The organism is Curtobacterium phoenicis (assembly GCF_047238015.1).
GTDB lineage: Bacteria > Actinomycetota > Actinomycetes > Actinomycetales > Microbacteriaceae > Curtobacterium.
Genome location: NZ_JBDFLZ010000002.1, coordinates 1,550,495 through 1,567,950, shown reverse-complemented (window position 1 = coordinate 1,567,950; position 17,456 = coordinate 1,550,495). Strand labels below are relative to the sequence as shown.

19 protein-coding genes are annotated in these 17,456 nt (G+C 72.8%); 2 read left to right on the top strand and 17 right to left on the bottom strand.

The genetic code is table 11. From position 1 onward, the window contains the following. Positions 1-7 precede the first annotated feature (7 nt). Both ABC270_RS07695 and ABC270_RS07690 read right to left on the bottom strand, forming a co-directional pair. Positions 8-889, bottom strand: a complete 882-nt coding sequence (locus ABC270_RS07695; protein WP_412880234.1) for an oxidoreductase — start codon at positions 887-889, stop codon at positions 8-10. Between the two features lie 393 nt (positions 890-1,282). Further along, entirely contained in the window at positions 1,283-2,155 is an 873-nt protein-coding gene (locus tag ABC270_RS07690; RefSeq protein ID WP_412880233.1) for an oxidoreductase, read from the bottom strand. 103 nt (positions 2,156-2,258) lie between these two features. Here ABC270_RS07690 and ABC270_RS07685 point away from each other — a divergent pair, with 103 nt between their 5' ends. Further along, positions 2,259-3,122: a helix-turn-helix domain-containing protein gene (locus ABC270_RS07685; RefSeq protein ID WP_412880232.1), complete on the top strand. Its 864-nt coding sequence runs from the start codon at positions 2,259-2,261 to the stop codon at positions 3,120-3,122. A gap of 3 nt (positions 3,123-3,125) precedes the next feature. On the opposite strand, the gene ABC270_RS07680 is transcribed toward ABC270_RS07685, so the two are convergent. The 7 genes from ABC270_RS07680 to ABC270_RS07650 form a co-directional block, all read right to left on the bottom strand. Then, entirely contained in the window at positions 3,126-3,656 is a 531-nt protein-coding gene (locus tag ABC270_RS07680) for a hypothetical protein (RefSeq protein ID WP_412880231.1), read from the bottom strand. A 144-nt stretch (positions 3,657-3,800) separates the two neighbouring features. Next, positions 3,801-4,364, bottom strand: coding sequence for a hypothetical protein (locus tag ABC270_RS07675; RefSeq protein WP_412880230.1), 564 nt, complete (start codon positions 4,362-4,364; stop codon positions 3,801-3,803). Between the two features lie 161 nt (positions 4,365-4,525). Further along, positions 4,526-5,116, bottom strand: coding sequence for a hypothetical protein (locus tag ABC270_RS07670; protein ID WP_412880229.1), 591 nt, complete (start codon positions 5,114-5,116; stop codon positions 4,526-4,528). A 12-nt stretch (positions 5,117-5,128) separates the two neighbouring features. After that, positions 5,129-6,655 (bottom strand): ribosome biogenesis GTPase Der, encoded by a 1,527-nt coding sequence (gene der / locus ABC270_RS07665; RefSeq protein ID WP_412880228.1) that lies wholly within the window; start codon positions 6,653-6,655, stop codon positions 5,129-5,131. A 40-nt stretch (positions 6,656-6,695) separates the two neighbouring features. Next, entirely contained in the window at positions 6,696-7,382 is a 687-nt protein-coding gene (gene cmk, locus ABC270_RS07660; RefSeq protein WP_412882057.1) for a (d)CMP kinase, read from the bottom strand. 182 nt (positions 7,383-7,564) lie between these two features. Then, positions 7,565-8,689: a prephenate dehydrogenase gene (locus tag ABC270_RS07655; RefSeq protein ID WP_412880227.1), complete on the bottom strand. Its 1,125-nt coding sequence runs from the start codon at positions 8,687-8,689 to the stop codon at positions 7,565-7,567. Between the two features lie 20 nt (positions 8,690-8,709). Continuing rightward, positions 8,710-9,465, bottom strand: a complete 756-nt coding sequence (locus ABC270_RS07650; protein WP_412882056.1) for a pseudouridine synthase — start codon at positions 9,463-9,465, stop codon at positions 8,710-8,712. A gap of 261 nt (positions 9,466-9,726) precedes the next feature. Here ABC270_RS07650 and ABC270_RS07645 point away from each other — a divergent pair, with 261 nt between their 5' ends. After that, a complete protein-coding gene (locus ABC270_RS07645; RefSeq protein ID WP_412880226.1) occupies positions 9,727-10,587 on the top strand; it encodes a hypothetical protein in 861 nt (286 codons plus the stop codon). A 52-nt stretch (positions 10,588-10,639) separates the two neighbouring features. Here the strand turns inward: ABC270_RS07645 and scpB are convergent, their stop codons facing one another. From scpB to ABC270_RS07605, 8 genes are all read right to left on the bottom strand, one after another. After that, complete coding sequence (gene scpB / locus ABC270_RS07640; RefSeq protein WP_412882055.1) at positions 10,640-11,233, bottom strand: SMC-Scp complex subunit ScpB; 594 nt, start codon at positions 11,231-11,233, stop codon at positions 10,640-10,642. Positions 11,234-11,318: 85 nt separating this feature from the next. Continuing rightward, positions 11,319-12,194 (bottom strand): segregation and condensation protein A, encoded by an 876-nt coding sequence (locus tag ABC270_RS07635; protein ID WP_412880225.1) that lies wholly within the window; start codon positions 12,192-12,194, stop codon positions 11,319-11,321. Beyond that, positions 12,178-13,056: a ParA family protein gene (locus tag ABC270_RS07630; RefSeq protein ID WP_412880224.1), complete on the bottom strand. Its 879-nt coding sequence runs from the start codon at positions 13,054-13,056 to the stop codon at positions 12,178-12,180. Before ABC270_RS07630 ends, ABC270_RS07635 begins: the two co-directional genes overlap by 17 nt. A 174-nt stretch (positions 13,057-13,230) precedes the next feature. Further along, positions 13,231-14,097, bottom strand: a complete 867-nt coding sequence (locus ABC270_RS07625) for an SseB family protein (RefSeq protein WP_412880223.1) — start codon at positions 14,095-14,097, stop codon at positions 13,231-13,233. 5 nt (positions 14,098-14,102) lie between these two features. After that, positions 14,103-14,849, bottom strand: a complete 747-nt coding sequence (priA, locus tag ABC270_RS07620; RefSeq protein ID WP_412880222.1) for a bifunctional 1-(5-phosphoribosyl)-5-((5-phosphoribosylamino)methylideneamino)imidazole-4-carboxamide isomerase/phosphoribosylanthranilate isomerase PriA — start codon at positions 14,847-14,849, stop codon at positions 14,103-14,105. A 127-nt stretch (positions 14,850-14,976) separates the two neighbouring features. Beyond that, positions 14,977-15,612: an imidazole glycerol phosphate synthase subunit HisH gene (hisH, locus tag ABC270_RS07615; RefSeq protein WP_412880221.1), complete on the bottom strand. Its 636-nt coding sequence runs from the start codon at positions 15,610-15,612 to the stop codon at positions 14,977-14,979. Beyond that, a complete protein-coding gene (gene hisB, locus ABC270_RS07610) occupies positions 15,609-16,211 on the bottom strand; it encodes an imidazoleglycerol-phosphate dehydratase HisB (RefSeq protein WP_412880220.1) in 603 nt (200 codons plus the stop codon). Before hisB ends, hisH begins: the two co-directional genes overlap by 4 nt. Then, complete coding sequence (locus ABC270_RS07605) at positions 16,208-17,332, bottom strand: histidinol-phosphate transaminase (RefSeq protein WP_412880219.1); 1,125 nt, start codon at positions 17,330-17,332, stop codon at positions 16,208-16,210. The genes hisB and ABC270_RS07605 overlap by 4 nt, the downstream gene beginning before the upstream one ends. Positions 17,333-17,456: the final 124 nt, after the last annotated feature.

Below are 17,456 nucleotides of genomic sequence, written 5' to 3'. Positions count from 1 at the left end.
CTCCCGGTCAGGCGGCGCCGAGCGCTTCCAGCTCCGCCACGGCGTCCGGCGGCAGGTCGAACCCTGCCGAGGCGATGTTTTCGTGCAGGTGTTCCACCGACGACGTCCCCGGGATGAGCAGGATGTTCGGCGACCGCTTCAGCAGCCACGAGAGCGCCACTGTCAGCCTCGACACGTGCAACCGGTCCGCGACCCGGTCGAGCGTGGCGTAGTCGATCGGCGAGAACCCGCCGAGCGGGAAGTACGGCACGTAGGCGATGCCCTGCTCCGCCGTCGCCTCGACCAGTGCCTCGTCCTCCCGTCGCGCCACGTTGAACATGTTCTGCACGCACACCACCGGCGCGATGCCCTGCGCTTCCGCGAGCTGCTCTGCGGTCACCGTCGAGACACCGAGGTGCCGGATGATTCCCTGCTGCTGCAGGTCGGCGAGCGCTTCGAACTGCGGCGCGAGGCTGCCCGGTTCCGGTGCGTCGAAGCCGCCCACCCGGAGGTTCACGACCTCGAGCTGCTCGAGCCCGAGCGTCCGGAGGTTGTCGTGCACCTGCTCGACGAGTTGCTCGGGCTCCCGTGCCTGCGGCCACCGCCCCTTGTCGTCCCGCCGAGTACCGACCTTCGTCACGATGTGCAGCCCCGCGGGGTACGGGTGCAGGGCCTCGCGGATGAGTTCGTTCGTGACGTGCGGGCCGTAGAAGTCCGCCGTGTCGATGTGGGTGATGCCGGCGTCGACCACGGCGCGGAGGACCCGGATCGCTTCGTCGCGGTCCTTCGGCGGGCCGAAGACGTTCGGGCCGGCGAGCTGCATCGCGCCGTACCCGAACCGGGTGAGCTCGAGTTCGTCGGCGAGGCGGTAGGTCCCGCCGGGGAGCGAAGGGGCGTCGTCGTCGGTCATGCACCGAGGATGCGCCGTCCGGCCGCGGACGAGCCGAGGCTGCGCGTCCCCCGACCGCCCGGGCGGACCCAGGCACCCAGACGGGCCGGGCATCCGGCCGGGCCGGGCCCCGGCCGGGCCGCGCATCCGGCCGGGCCGGGCCCCGGCCGGGCCGCGCATCCGGCCGGACCGCGCATCCGGCCGGGCCGCGCATCCGGGCAGCCCGGGCTCCGGGCGGTCCCGGGCCCACGGGCGGCCCGGGCAACCGGGCGGGCTCGGGTATCCGCAGCGGAGCGGGCCGCACCATGGGGTCGGACAGCGCGCGGAGCTCCTCGTGCGCGGCGCGACCACCGGCGGACGGGAGGCGCGGTGCCGGCCCGCACCGCGCCTCCAGGCTGGCTCCTGGTCACCTCGTCAGGCTGCGCCGATCGCGTCCAGCTCGGCCACGGCGTCCTCGGGCAGGACGAACCCCGCTGACGCGACGTTGTCCCGCAGGTGCGCGACCGACGACGTGCCCGGGATCAGGAGCAGGTTCGGCGAGCGCTGCAGCAGCCACGACAGCGCCACCGTGAGGCGGGACACACCGAGGCGGTCGGCGACCGCGTCGAGCGCGCCCGACTGGATCGGCGAGAACCCGCCGAGCGGGAAGTACGGGACGTAGGCGATGCCCTGCGCGGCGGCGGCGTCCACGAGGGCGTCGTCCTCGCGGCGGGCGACGTTGTACATGTTCTGCACGCAGACGACGGGGGCGATCGTCTGCGCCTCGGCGAGCTGCTCGGCGTTCACCGTCGAGAGTCCGAGGTGCCGGATGAGTCCCTGCTGCTGCAGTTCGGCGAGCGCCTCGAACTGCGGCGCGATGCTGCCGGGTTCCGGCGCGTCGAAGCCGCCCATCCGGAGGTTCACCACGTCGAGCTGGTCGAGCCCGAGGTTTCGGAGGTTGTCGTGCACCTGCTCGACGAGCTCGTGTGGCTCGCGGGCGTGCGGCCAGTTCCCGTCGGCGTCGCGGCGGGCGCCGACCTTCGTCACGAGGTGCAGGTCGGCGGGGTAGGGGTGCAGGGCCTCGCGGATGATCTCGTTCGTGACGTGCGGACCGTAGAAGTCGGAGGTGTCGATGTGGGTGATCCCGAGCTCGACGACCGTGCGGAGGACCCGGACGGCCTCGTCGCGGTCGGCGGGCGGGCCGAAGACACCGGGTCCGGCGAGCTGCATGGCGCCGTACCCGACACGGGTGAGTTCGAGGTCGTCGGCGAGTCGGTAGGTGCCGCCGGGGAGGGTCGTGTTCGTCATGGACACCACGATGCGCGCATGCCGGTCCGGCCGGCAGTCCCCCGGCGTCCCTGGGACCACGGGGACCAGGATCCTGCTGGCGGCGTGGCCGTAGCATCGGGCCGTGGACGACAACACCCTCGGCGAGTACCTCCGGGCACGGCGTGCGCTCGTGCGCCCCGAGGATGCGGGCATCCGGGTGACCGGGGTGCGGCGGACGCCGGGGCTCCGCCGTGAGGAGGTCGCGACGCTCGCGGGCATCAGCGCCGACTACTACCTGCGGCTGGAGCAGGGACGGGACCGCAACCCGTCGGTGCAGGTCCTGGACGCGTTGGCGCGGGTGTTCGGCCTCGACGGGGTGGCCCGCGACTACCTGCACGGGTTGGCGGGGGCGTCGCCGGCACCACGGCGTCGAGCGGCCCGCGCGGAGCGGGTGCCCACCGGGACGCTGCAGCTGCTCGACGTCATCGGTCTCCCCGCTTTCGTCGAGGACCGCGCCTTCGACGTCCTCGCCGCGAACGCCCTCGCCACTGAGCTCGCGCCCGGTCTGCGGGCGGGCGCGAACCGGCTCCGCACGATGTTCCTCGACGACGCGGAGACCGCACGGTACCCGGACTGGCAGGACCAGATGGCGGGGATGGTCGCGGCCTTCCGGGCGTCCATCGGAACTGACGTGCAGGATCCTGCCGTCACGGCGCTCGTCGGCGAGCTGTCCCTCGGCAGCGAGGACTTCCGCAGTCTGTGGGCACGGCACGACGTCCGGCCACTGAGCGGTGCCGCGGTGCGCATGTGGCACCCGGAGGTCGGCGCACTGGAGCTGCGTCGGGAGAAGCTCGGCATCGGTGGCACGGACGGGCAGCTCCTCGTGGTGCACCACGCGGAACCCGGGTCGGCCTCGGCGCAGGGGCTGGCGGTGTTGGCGTCGCTCGCGGCGTCGCGGGCGGCGTCCGGGTTCGAGGAGCTGGCGACCGGCGGTCCCGAGGACTGACCGTCAGGCGCCCTCCCGCCGTACGGGCTTCGGGAACGTCGACCGCATGTGGTCCGAGGTGAGCACGTCCCCGATCCCGATCATCAGCAGCGAGAACACGATCTGTTCGACGACCATCCAGAACGGGTAGAGCCCGGGGATCGCCGCGACGACGAGCGTCACGATCGGGAAGATCCGGCTGAACAACCGCAACCGCTGGTAGGCCCAGTAGTACCCGAGCTGCGCCCGCCACGCGAACACGTAGAGCGTCAGCGTGATGAGCAGCACGACGGTCGCACGGAACCACACCGCCCACGGCACGGTCTGGCCCGCGCGGGTCAGCAGGACGGCGACGACGATCGCGGTGAGCCCGACGACCGTCTCGGCGACGAGCAGCCAACGGATCCAGCGGAACGAGCGCACGGTGTCGGGGTGCTCGAGCATGTCCTCGCGGATGACGTACCCGGCCTGCCGACCACCGGCGAGGCGGTCGAGCCGCAGGCGGCACCACAGCCGGTCGGCGGCGGCGCCGAGGCCGTTGCTCTGGAGGGTCACCAGACCATGGTGCCGCATCCGACGGGGCGGTCGTGCACTGCGCCTCCCGTCAGGTGTGTGGGGTGACGGCCGGGAGGCACGGTGCACGACCGCCATCCTGCGCGCGCCCGCCACGGGTCGCCCCGGGCGGCGGGCGCCCGCGCGTCAGACCGGGAGCAGCGTGGCCGTCGCGACCGTGCGGCCCTGCGCGTCCCAGAGTTCGAGCGTGGTGACCGGATCGGGCAGCTGCTCGGCGTCCGCCGCCGTGAGGACGAACCCCACGCCCCGCACGCCCGACGTGACACTGCCCAGTTCGACGACGGTACGGTCGTCCTCGGTGAGCACGGCCCTGGTCGCGGTCCGAGGGAGCCGCGCGGCGCCGACGACGGTCACGGTCAGCGTGTCGCCGTCGGAGGCGAGCACCGTGGCGTGGCCGATCCGTCGACCGTCGGGGGTCCGGAGGGTCCCCGCGACCGGCGGCACGCGGCGCCACCACGGAGCGGTGCCGGGCCCGTGGTCTGTTGCCTCTTGCTCGGCCTGGCCGCCCCCGGACGCGCCCCCGCTGGACGCCGTGCCGCCGAGTCCGTTCGTCGGACGGAGCCACGCCGGCCCCGGCGACCTGATGGGTGCACCGGTCGTCGTGGTGGTCTCCGCCTTCGAGCCGTCGGGAGCCGCGCCGTCGTGGCGCATGATCCCGAGGCCGAGCGCGGTCAGCACGACGGCAGCCACAGCCGCTCCCCCGATCAGGAACCTCCGCCCGCGCCTCATCGGGCGCGGGGGCGACGGGGGCGCTGTCGGCGGTCCGGGACGATCACGCTCCCATGGTGCCGCATGCGTCCGGGAGACGAACCCCGATCGACGGGCACACCGGCGCCGCGTCGACGTCAGGGTCACTCCGTGAGGAAGAGTGCCGCACCCCCGATGACCCGGTCGTCGGTCTCGGGGTCATCGGAGCCACGCAGGAGGACGAGGGAGCGCACGTCGGCCGGCAGCCGCGTCGACGCCGGCACGTCGACGACCACGGTCGGCGCCACCTCCACCGTACCGACGTCGACCGGCTCACCGCGCTGCGCCCAGTACCCGCGGCGTTCTCCGACGACCTGCCCGGCCGAGAGCAGCACGCGCACCGATCCGATGTCCACCGGACCCTCGACGCTCGGCCACGCGACGTCGAAGTGGTCGATCGTGATCCGGAGGCCGCCGGCCCCGTGTCGTGTGATCGACACGTGCCCGGCGGCGTAGCGGTCGATGGGGATGAGGTCGCCGGCCACGGGCGGGACGCGCTCCGCCCACGGGGCGGTCGGGTCGACGCCGGCGCCGGCCGGGGTCCGTGCCACCCCCGGCGTCGCCCCGAGGGTGCCCGGAGCGGGTGGACGTGACGACACCACGGCCCAGGACACCCCGCCGACCACGAGCACGGCGACGCCCGCCGTCGCGAGCACCCGCTTCGGGGTGACGCGTCGACGGGCGTCGTCGGACACGAGCGGTCTCGGCTACCGCTTGCGGCGCTCGCGCACCCGCATGTTGACGTTGATCGGCGTGCCCTCGAAGCCCCAGACCTCGCGGAGGCGCCGGGTGATGAACCGGCGGTACTGCGGGTCGAGGAAGCCGGTCGTGAACAGGACGAACGTCGGCGGCTGGCTCGACGCCTGCGTGCCGAACAGGATGCGGGGCTGCTTGCCGCCGCGGACCGGGTGCGGGTGCTCCTGCACGAGCTCGGCGATGAACGCGTTGACCTTGCCCGTCGGGATGCGGGTGTCCCACGAGTCGAGGGCGGTCTCGAGCGCCGGGACGAGCTTCTCGAGGTGACGGCCGGTGCGCGCCGAGATGTTCACGCGCGGCGCCCAGGCGACGTGCGCCAGGTCCTGCTCGATCTCACGCTCGAGGTAGCGGCGGCGGTCGTCGTCGAGCAGGTCCCACTTGTTGTACGCGAGGACCAGGGCGCGGCCGGACTCGAGCACGAGGTCGATGATGCGGAGGTCCTGCACGGAGATCGGCTCGGTGACGTCGAGGACGACGACGGCGACCTCGGCCTTCTCGAGCGCCGCGGTGGTACGGAGCGAGGCGTAGAAGTCGGCGCCCTGCTGCAGGTGCACGCGCTTCCGGATCCCGGCGGTGTCGACGAAGCGCCAGACACGTCCGCCGAGCTCGACCTGCTCGTCCACCGGGTCACGGGTCGTGCCGGAGAGCTCGTTGACGACGACGCGCTCCTCGCCAGCGGCCTTGTTGAGCAGGGAGCTCTTGCCGACGTTGGGGCGACCGAGGATGGCGACGCGACGGGGCCCGCCGACCTCCTGCTTGGCGACCGCCGAGGTGTCCGGCAGGGTCTTCACGATGAGGTCGAGCAGGTCGGCGACCCCGCGGCCGTGCAGTGCGGAGACGGGGTGCGGCTCGCCGAGCCCGAGGTTCCAGAGCTCGTAGGCGTCGAGGTCGCGGCGGTCGTCGTCCGACTTGTTCGCGACGACGATGACCGGACGGTCGGTGCCGCGGAGCATCTTCACGACGTGCTCGTCGGTCGCGGTGATGCCGACCGTGACGTCGACGACGAAGAGCACGGCGTCGGCGAGGTCGATGGCGACCTCTGCCTGCGCGGCGACGGAGGCGTTGATGCCCTTCGCGTCGGGCTCCCAGCCGCCGGTGTCGACGAGCGTGAACCGCTTGTCGTTCCACTCCGCCTTGTAGCTCACGCGGTCGCGGGTGACACCGGGGACGTCCTGCACGACGGCTTCACGACGGCCGAGGATGCGGTTGACGAGCGCCGACTTCCCGACGTTCGGCCGGCCGACGATCGCGAGCACCGGCAGGGCCGGGAGGAAGTACGTACCGTCCTCGCCGATCTGCCCCGCGTCGAGGAGCGCGAGGTCCTCGTCGTCGAGCTCGTAGTCCTCGAGGCCGGCGCGGAGCGCGGTCGTGCGCTGCTCCGCCTCGGTCTCGTCGAGGTCGGCGAGCCGCTCGCCGAGGGCGGCGTCGTACTCGGGGAACTCGTCGTTCGCCGGGTTGTCGTTGTCCAGCTGGGCCATGGTGTGGGTTCCTCGCGTGCGGCCCGGTGGCCGCGGGTGATCAGTTCGTGGCCGTGCTTCGGGCCAGCTCGACGACCGCCTGCACGGTCTGGTCGAAGTCGAGGTCGGTGGAGTCGAGCGTCGTGACGCCGTCCGCGGCGTTCATGAAGTCGACGACCTTCGCGTCCGCGGCGTCTCGACGGGCGAGTGCTGCGGAGGTCTCGGCGGCCGACTGGGTCGTGACCTCGGCCGAGCGCCTGGCCATCCTAACCGACTCGTCCGCCGTGAGCAGGATCCGGACCTCGGCGTCGGGTGCGACGACCGTGGTGATGTCCCGCCCCTCCGTGATGATGCCCTGCGCGTCGGTGCGGCGCATGACCTGTCGGAAGAGCTGCACGAGCCGCTGCCGGACCTCGGGGAGCTTCGCGATGTGGGCAACCGCGGCCGTGACCTCGGGCGTCCGGATCGCGTCCGTGACGTCGGTGCCGTTCACCCGGACGAAGTAGTCGTCGGGATCGGTGCCGATGTCGTAGTCGAAGGTGTCCCAGCTGGCGAGGACGGCTGCGGCGTCGTCGAGGTCCACCTGCTGCTGCAGGGCGTGCCACGCCAGCGCACGGTACGCCGCGCCGGTGTCCTGGTAGCCGAAGCCGAGCGCGCGGGCAGCTGCCCGCGACACGCTCGACTTGCCGCTGCCCGCGGGACCGTCGACCGCCACGACGAACTTGGCGACGAAGGCACCGTCCGGCAGTCCGGCGGGGACCGGCGCGCTCGTGGAGCCCGGTTCGCCCCCACCCTGGCCGTCGAGGCCGCCGGCGACGTCGCCGCCGCTCAGCGGTCCGGGCTGGTCGCCCGGCGTCGGGAGCCCGGACTCGGGTCCGTCGGGGCCACCGGTCACTCCGGAGTCCTGCACCGCTCGGTTCGTGTCGTCGTTCAGGCCCATGCTGCTGCGATCCTCCATCCGCGACCCTCGAGTTCCTCGACGAGTCGCTGTTCCTGCTCGGGTACGACCGACACCTCGACGATGCCGATCTGCGCGCCCGGTGAGTGCTCGAGGCGCATGTCCTCGAGGTTGATGCCGATCTCCCCGATGAACGTGAGGAGCGCGGCGATCTGCCCCGGGGTGTCGTCGACGAGGACGACCACCTGGGCGAAGCGCTTGGTGGTGCCGTGCTTGCCCGGGAGCCGCTCGACACCGCGGTTGCCGGCGGCGATCGTCTCGGCGAGCGTGCGCGGCGAGCCGGACGCGTGCGGGTCGTCGAGCGCGGCGAGCACCCGGTCGAGGTCGTCGCGGAGGTCGGCGAGCACCGGCCGGATCCGTTCCGCGTTCGCCCCGATGATCTGGACCCACAGCCCGGGGTCGCTCGCGGCGATCCGGGTGACGTCGCGCACCCCGCCACCCGCCAGGCCGAGCGAGCCGTCGGGAGCGTCGCGGAGCCGTGCTGCCATCAGCGTCGACACGAGTTGCGGCGTGTGGGACACGTACGCCACCGCGAGGTCGTGCGACTCCGGGTCCATCGGCACCACCGTCGCTCCGAGGTCGAGCGCGAGGTCCTCGACCACCGCGGCCTGCTGGTACGTGATGTCGTCGTGGCCGGCGATCACCCACGGCTGCCCGACGAACAGGTCGGCGCGGGCCGCGGTCGGGCCGCTGCGTTCACGACCCGCCATCGGGTGCGAGCCGATGTACCGGGAGACGTCGGCGCCTGCTGCCCGGAGTGCCGCGAGCGGCCCGGACTTCACGCTCGCGACGTCCGTCACCACAGCGCTCGGGAAGGCGGCGAGCTCGCGGGCGACGACGGTCGCGACGACGTCCGGCGGTACCGCCACGACCACGAGCTCCGGATCGTCCTCGTCCGTCGGTCGGCGTCCGGCGCCGTAGTCCACGGCGAGCGCCAACGCGGCGGGCGACACGTCGTCGAGGACGACGTCGACACCCTTCTCGCGCAGGGCCAGGCCGATCGATGCGCCGAGGAGGCCCGCTCCGACGACGCGCACGGGCCCCCGGAGCCGCCGGTCGATGTCCGGTTCGGCGAGCGGGGCGTGGGCGTCGGTCACCCCGCAAGCCTACCGACGCCTCAGTCCGTGGACTCCTCGTGCGCGTCGCTCCGCGGAGAACCCGACGCGTCCCGCGCGATGGCGAGCAGCTTGCCGAGTTCGACCGTCGACAGCTCGCGCGTCTTGCCGATCGGCAGGCTCCCGAGCTGGAGCGGACCGAACGACCGCCGGACGAGGTCGAGCACCGGGTGCCCGACCTCGTCGAGCATGCGGCGGACGATCCGGTTGCGACCGGAGTGCAGCGTGATCTCGACGAGCGACTCCCCGCGGGACGACTCGAGCAGCCGCACCTTGTCCGCGGCGATCGGCCCGTCCTCGAGCTCCACGCCGTCGAGCAGTCGCTGCACGGTCGCGGGGTTCACGTTGCCGTGCACCTTCGCGATGTACGTCTTCGTCACGCCGAACGACGGGTGCGCCAGCACGTGCGCGAGGTCACCGTCGTTCGTCAGGACGAGCAGCCCCGAGGTCTCCGCGTCGAGCCGACCGACGTTGAACAGCCGTTCCTCGTACCGGTCCACGAACTCGGACAGGTCGCGCCGTCCGCGCTCGTCCTGCAGGCTCGACACGATGCCGACCGGCTTGTTCAGGACGACGTACCGCCGGGAGGTGTCGACCTGCACCGGCACCCCGTCGACCGCGATGGCGTCGGACTCCGGGTCGACCCGGCGCCCGAGGGCCTCGACGACCTCCCCGTTCACCGTCACCCGCCCCTCCACGATCAGGTTCTCCGCGACGCGGCGAGATGCCACGCCCGCAGCGGCGATCACCTTCTGCAGGCGCTCACCGTCGGCCTGGAGGCTCGGCTCGGCCCCGGCGGTCGCCGTCCCGCCCGCGGCGTCCCAGTCCGGGATGATCGGGCGCTCGGGCGTGCCCTCGAGCGGTTGACCGTGCTCGTCGCGAGCGCCCTCGGGCTGCGGGGTCGTGTTCCGGTCGCTCCGCGGACCGCCGGTGCGCCGTACGTCGGGACGCTGCCCGGCACCGCGCGGCCGGTCGCCGTTGCGCGCCGTGGTGGTGCCGCCGACGTAGCGGCGACCGTTGTGCCACACCGTGCTGGGCCGGCCGTCCGGGGAGCGACGGTCCTCGCGGGCGGGTTCGCGGCGCCGGTCGTCGTCGCGGCGGGACGCACCCCGACGGTCGTCACGCCCGCGGTACCCACCACCGGACGCGCCCCGGTCGTCACGGCCGCGGTACCCGCCGCCCGTCGCACCACGATCGTCACGGCCGCGGTACCCGCCGCCCGTCGCACCACGATCGTCACGGCCGCGGTACCCGCCGCCCGTCACACCTCGATCGTCACGGCCGCGGTACCCGCCGCCCGTCGCACCTCGATCGTCGCGCCCCCGGTACCCACCATCGGACGCACCCCGGTCGTCGCGCCCGCGGTACCCCCCTCGATCATCGTCTCGTCCGCGGTACCCACCGCCCTGCCGGTCGGAAGACCCTCGGTACCCACCGCGGTCGTCCTCGCGGCGGACGAACCCGCCGCGATCGCCCTGCCGACGGTCGTCGTCACGGCTCACGAACCGACCGCGGTCGCCGCCGGACCGCTCGTCCCGGCCGCGGTACCCGCCACCGGACGCGCCTCGGTCGTCACGGCCGCGGTACCCGCCACCGGACGCGCCTCGGTCGTCACGGCCGCGGTACCCGCCGCCCGACGACGGCCGGTCGTCCCGGCGCTCGTACCCACCACGGCCACCGCGGTCTCCGCGGTCGTCGCGACCGCGGTACCCACCGCGATCTCCGCGGTCGTCGCGACCGCGGTACCCACCGCGATCTCCGCGGTCGTCGCGACCGCGGTACCCACCGCGGTCGCCGCGCTCGTCACGACCCCGCTCGTCGCGGCCCTCGCCGCCGAACCGGCCACCTGCCCGGCCGGAGCCGGCGTTGCGGTCGCGTGACGCGCCTCCAGTCCGACCCGACCCGCCCCGCGGGCCGCCTCGTCGTTCTTCCTCATGCGCGGCCATCGGGGATCCCTTCGTTCTGCCCGAAGCCGTCCGCACCGTCGTCCAGGAGTGGCGAGATGAGCGGCAGCTCGTCGAGCGAGTTGATGCCGAGCTGCTGCAGGAGCAGGTCGGACGTGACGTAGTTGATGGCGCCGGTCTCCGCGTCCGTGAACGACTCCTCGATGAGGCCGCGCGCGACGAGCGTCCGGACGACCCCGTCGACGTTCACCGCCCGGATCGACGCGATCTGTGAGCGGGTGATCGGCTGCTTGTAGGCGACCACCGCGAGGGTCTCCAGCGCCGCCTGGGACAACCGGGAGGGGCGCTCCGCCTCGACGAACTGCTCGACGACGTCGTCGAGCTCCTGGCGGACGTAGAACCGCCAGCCGCCGCCGACCTCGCGGAGCTCGAAGCCGCGGCGGACGGTCCCGTCGACGCCGTCGAAGTCGGCGACGAGTCGCTCGATCGCCTGCCGGACCGCCGGAACGGGAGCGCCGACGGCTGCGGCGAGGGAGACGAGCGACTGGGGCTCGTCGGCGATCATGAGGATCGCCTCGAGCTGGCGGTCGATCGACGGGGTCTGCAAGGCGCGCTCGTGCATGTCGTGCTCGATGGCCCGGGCGTCGGCCATCTCCTCGGCGCCACCGGGCTCGGCGCTGGACGAGTCGTGCGCGTGGCCGTGCGCGTCATCCGTCATAGTCGGCTCCCAGGTTGGCGAGGCTCTCGTCGGACCAGTCCTCGGCGGTCCACCGCAGCAGCAGTTCCCCGAGCGGTTCGTCCTGCTCGAACGTGATCGACGCGTTGCGGTACAGCTCGAGGATCGCGAGGAAACGAGCCACCACGATACCCGTCTCGTGGACGCCGGCGACCAGCTCGCGGAACGAGACGTCCTCATCGGCACGCGTGCGGAGGATCGACACCACGATCGCGGCCTGCTCCCGGATGCTGACCAGCGGCGCGTGCAGGTGGTCGAGCCCGACGGTCGGGATCTCCCGCGGTGCGAACGCCAGGGTCGCGAGCGCGGCGAAGTCCTGCCGCGACAGCGTCCAGACGAGCTCGGGGGTCCGGGCACGGAAGCGCTCCTCGAGTCGGACGCTGCGGACGTGCCGACGTGACTCCTCGGACCACCGCGACCCGAACCAGTCCGCCGCCTGCTTGAACGCCCGGTACTGCAGGAGTCGGGCGAAGAGGAGGTCACGGGCTTCCAGGAGTGCCACGTCCTCGGCGTCGACGAGCTCCCCCTGGGGCAGCAGCCCGGCGATCTTCAGGTCGAGCAGGGTGGCCGCGACGACGAGGAACTCGCTGGCCTCGTCCAGCTCGTCGGCGGACTCGGCCTGCCGGACGTACGCGATGAACTCCCCCGTCACGGCGCCGAGCGACACCTCGGTGATGTCGAGCTCGTGCTTGGTGATGAGCGACAGGAGCAGGTCGAACGGGCCGTCGAAGTTCGACAGGCGGACGCGGAAGCCCGGCGCGGTCTGGGTGCCCGCCGGCGCGTCGTGTGTCGCCGTGGACGCGACGGCGCTCAGGTCGGGGTGCTCCTGATCAGGCGACGGCGCCACGCTCGACGAGCTCCCGTGCGAGCTGCCGGTACGCGTGCGCGGCGGCGTGGTCGGGCGCGGTCTGCGTGATCGGACGCGCCGACACCGTGGCGTCCGGGAACTTCACCGTTCGGCCGATGACGGTGTCGAGCACGCGGTCGTCGAAGGTGTCGACGACACGCTCCATCACCTCGCGCGAGTGCAGCGTCCGCGAGTCGTACATCGTCGCGAGGATGCCGTCGAGGGTCAGCGCCGGGTTGAGCCGGTCACGCACCTTGTCGATCGTCTCGATGAGGAGCGCGACGCCACGGAGCGCGAAGAACTCGCACTCGAGCGGGATGAGCACCCCGTGCGCCGCCGTCAGCGCGTTCACGGTGAGCAGGCCGAGCGACGGCTGGCAGTCCACGAGGATGACGTCGTAGTCGTTCGCGACCTTCCGGAGCACGCTCGCGAGGATCTGCTCACGCGCGACCTCGTTCACGAGGTGCACCTCGGCTGCGGAGAGGTCGATGTTCGCCGGGATGACGTCGAGGTAGGGGGTGTTCGTCGGCTGGATGACCTCGCGCGGGTCCTTCACGGCGCCCATGAGGAGGTCGTAGACCGTCGGGATGTCGTGCGTGCGGACCCCGAGCCCGGCGGACAGGGCACCCTGCGGGTCGAAGTCGACCGCGAGGACCTTGCGCCCGTACTCGGCGAGCGCCGCCCCGAGGTTGATCGACGTCGTGGTCTTGCCGACGCCGCCCTTCTGGTTGCACAGCGCGATGATGCGAGCCGGCCCGTGCTGGTCGAGCTCTTCCGGGATCGCGAACTGCCGGACGGGTCGCCCCGTCGGACCGAAGGTGGTCTCGCCGGCTCCGGGCTTCGTCAACGGGTTCGTGCTCACGGCCCCATGCTACCGGCGACGGGGTCCGCGCCCCGGCTGCACCGCCGGAGGACCGGGCTGGATCACCAGAGGCGCGCTGCGCCGTCCGGACCCGCCCTGCGGGCGCGCACCGTGCCTCCTGGCCGACCGCGGACCGCACCGAGTGCGGGCGGCGACCCGACCTGGAGGCCCGGATCACGCCGGGCGGATCGCCACCCGCATGCTGTCCACCCGGTCCGCGATGACCGGGTCCGCGGACCACCGCGCCTGCAACCGCCCGACGAGCGCCTGGACCGCGGCCTGGTCGAGGCCGGGGTGGAGCGCGAGGCCGACCGTGAGCTCCGCGCCCTGGAAGCGGCCGAGCGGGTCACCGGGTGCGAGCTCGACGCGCGCGACGGCACGCTCCCCCGTGATCGAGTCGGCGAAGGCGCGCGCGACCGCGGGGTCCTCGAAGCACGGCGTCCACGGGAGGTCCTGACCGAGTGCCCACACGGCGGGGCGGCGCAGCACGAACTCGGTCGGCGCGGTGGGGTCGAGCACGACGAGCTGGGTGTCCTCGCTCGCGGCCGCCATCGCCACACGGCGGGACTCGACCGGGACCGGACGGGCCGTCGGGTCCCACGAGCGCATCGCGTCGACGGACGTGAAGGCCGGCATCACGGCACGACCGTCGGGACCCGCGACGGTGACGATGGAGAGCTCCTGCGTCTTGTCGACGAGTTTGCCGGCCTCGGTGTGGCCGACGTCCCCGGCTTCGGCGACGAGGGGGATGAGGAGCCGGGCAGCCCGCAGCGCGTCCACGACCGCCGATTGGGAGGCACCGTCGGCCACCGCGCGGATCGCCGAGACGAGCGCCGGGTCGGCGAGGCCGTCGTCGTCCTCGAAGGCGGTGTCGTGGTGGTCGAACGTCCGGCCCGCCCAAGGGTTGCCGGCCGAGTCGGCGGCGCCCCCGGGGGTGTGGGCGTCGTCCGACGCAGGCTTGCCGGCAGCGCCGTTCCCGTCGGCGCTGCCGCCGTCCTCGGGGTCCGGGCCGGTGCCGCGGCCGTTCGAGATGCCCGACACGTCGACTACGCCGAGGCGATCTCGAGCGCGGCCGGGAGCGTGAACGCCCCGGAGTAGAGCGCCTTGCCGATGATCGCACCCTCGAGACCGTGCGGCACGAGCGCCCGCAGCGCGACGAGGTCGTCGAGGGTCGAGATGCCACCGGACGCGACCACGGGCTTGTCCGTGCGCTCGCACACCTGGCGGAGGAGGTCGACGTTCGGGCCCTGCAGCGTGCCGTCCTTCGTGACGTCGGTCACGACGTACCGGGCGCAGCCAGCGGCCTCCAGTCGGTCGAGGACCTCCCACAGGTCGCCCGCGTCCTCGGTCCAGCCGCGGCTCGCGAGGGTGGTGCCGCGGACGTCGAGGCCGACCGCGATCTGGTCGCCGTACTGTCCGATGACGCGGTCCGCCCACTCCGGGTCCTCGAGCGCCGCCGTACCGAGGTTCACCCGTGCAGCACCGGTCGCGAGCGCCGCCTCGAGCGAAGCGTCGTCACGGATGCCGCCGGAGAGCTCGACCGCGACGCCCTCGACCTCACGGACGGCGCGGGCGATGACCTCGCGGTTGTCGCCGCGACCGAACGCGGCGTCGAGGTCGACGAGGTGGATCCACTCGGCACCCTGGTCACGCCACGTGCGCGCAGCGGTGACGGGGTCACCGTAGGAGGTCTCGCTCCCCGCCTCGCCCTGGGTCAGGCGCACGGCCTGGCCGTCGACGACGTCCACGGCAGGGAGGAGGACGAGGGGCTGGGATGCGGTGCGGTCGGTCATGGTCCTGTCCGGGTCGTGGTCTCGTGATCGTGCGTGGTCGTCGGCGTGGTCTCGTGATCGTGCGTGCTCGTCGGCGTCGCGACGTGCCTGCTCGTCGCGTCGCGACGTGCCTGCTCGTCGCGTCGCGTCAGAGGGCCTGGACCCAGTTGCGGAGCAGCTGGATGCCGGCCTCGCCGGACTTCTCCGGGTGGAACTGGGTCGCGGTGAGCGGGCCGTTCTCCACCGCGGCGACGAACCGCTGCCCGTGCTCCGCCCACGTGAGCTTCGGCTGCCGGAACGGGCCGTAGGCCTCGAGCGGGAAGTCCGTCACACCGTACGAGTGCACGAAGTAGAACCGCTCGTCGCGCAGACCGTCGAACAGCACCGAGTCCTCGGGCGCCTCGACCGTGTTCCACCCCATGTGCGGCAGGACCTCGGCCCGGATCTCCTCGACGGTACCGGGCCACTGCGCGAGACCCTTGACGTCGACGCCGCGCTCGACGCCGCGCGAGAACAGCACCTGCATGCCGACGCAGATGCCGAGCACCGGTCGGCCGCCGGCCAGGCGGTGGTCCACGATCTCACCGCCACGGACGGACTCGAGCTGGTCGACCACGGCGCCGAACGCTCCTACGCCCGGCACGAGCAGCCCGTCGGCCTCGAGTGCGGTGCGCTTGTCGGCGCTCAGCGTGACCTCGGCGCCCGCGCGCTCGAGGGCCTTGGCCGCCGAGTGGACGTTGCCCGAGCCGTAGTCGAGGACGACGACGTTCGGCTTCGCGGTCACAGGGTGCCCTTCGTGCTCGGGATGCCGTCGACGCGGTGGTCGAGTTCGACGGCCCCGCGCATCGCGCGGGCGAACGCCTTGAACTCGGCCTCGGCGATGTGGTGCGGATCACGCCCGCCGAGGACCCGGACGTGCACCGTGATGCCGGCGTTGAACGTGATCGCCTCGAAGACGTGGCGGACGAGCGATCCGGTGAAGTGGCCGCCGATCCGGTGGAACGCGAACCCCTCGGGCTCGCCGGTGTGCACGAGGAACGGCCGACCGGACACGTCGACGACGGCCTGCGCGAGGGCCTCGTCGAGCGGCACGAGCGCGTCGCCGTAGCGGCCGATGCCGGAGCGGTCGCCGAGGGCCTGACGGAGCGCCTGTCCGAGCACGATGCCGGTGTCCTCGACGGTGTGGTGGGCGTCGATGTCGGTGTCACCGGTCGAGCGCACGCGGAGGTCGATCAGGGAGTGCTTGCTGAACGCCGTGAGCATGTGGTCGAAGAACGGCACGCTCGTCGAGATGTCGGAGGAGCCGGTGCCGTCGAGGTCGAGCTCCAGCTCGATGCTCGACTCGCTCGTGCTCCGGCTGATCGAGGCGGTGCGGGCGGTCATGCGTCAAGCCTAACCGGGGGCTGGACCGCGGCCACGCGGCGCATGGCGTCGAGGAAGGCGGTCGTCTCCTCTGCCGTCCCGGCGCTGACCCGGAGGTGGTTCGGGATGCCGAGGTCGCGAACGATGACGTCCTCGTCGAGCAGCGCCTCGAACGCGGCGTGCGGGTCCGCGACGCCACCGAACAGCACGAAGTTCGACCACGACTCGTAGGTGCGGTACCCCATCGCCTGCAGCTCGGTGATCATCCGGTCACGCTGCTGCTTGATGTCGTCGACCATCGCGAGCATCGCCGGCGCGTGCCGGAGCGCTGCCACCGCCGCCGCCTGGGTGAGGGCGGACAGGTGGTACGGGAGGCGGACGAGCCGGATCGCGTCGATGACCGCCGGGTGCGCCGCGAGGTAGCCGACCCGCGCGCCCGCGAACGCGAACGCCTTGCTCATGGTGCGCGACACGACGAGCCGCTCACGACCGGGCAGGAGCGTGAGGGCGCTCGGGGCGTCGTCGGGCATGAACTCGGCGTACGCCTCGTCCACCATGACGATGCCGTCGGTCGCGTCGTACGCGGCCGCGATCGTCTCGATGGGCAGGGGCGTACCCGTCGGGTTGTTCGGGCCGCACAGGAACACGATGTCCGGCTGGTGCGCGGCGATCGCGGCGGTGACGGTCTCGGGCGAGATGCCGAACTCCGCGTCGCGCTCGGCCGGGATCCACCGCGTGCCGGTGCCGGACGCCAGGATCGAGTGCATCGAGTACGTGGGCGGGAACCCGAGGACGCTCCGCCCCGGGCCGCCGAAGGCCTGGAGGAGCTGCTGCAGCACCTCGTTCGAGCCGTTCGCCGCCCAGAGCTGCTCGGGCGTCAGCAGCGCGTCACCCTCGAGCCCCTCGTTGAGGTAGTCCGTCAGCGAGCGACGGAGCTCGGTGAACTCACGGTCGGGGTAGCGGTTGACCGTGGCGAGCGCCTGCCGGACCGACTCGACGATGTCGTCGGCGACCTCGGCTGGAACGGGATGCGTGTTCTCGTTGACGTTCAGCTGGACGCGCACGTGCTTCTGCGGAGCGCCGTACGGGCTCTGACCGCGCAGGTCGTCTCGGATCGGGAGGTCTTCGAGCGTGAATGCCACCGATCCATCGTAGGCCGCGCGGGCTGCACCGAGACCGGCCGTCCGGACGGTCACGGTGCGGGCGACCGGACGGTCACGGTGCGGGCGGCCGGACGGTCACGGGAGCGGACGTCCGGACGGTCAC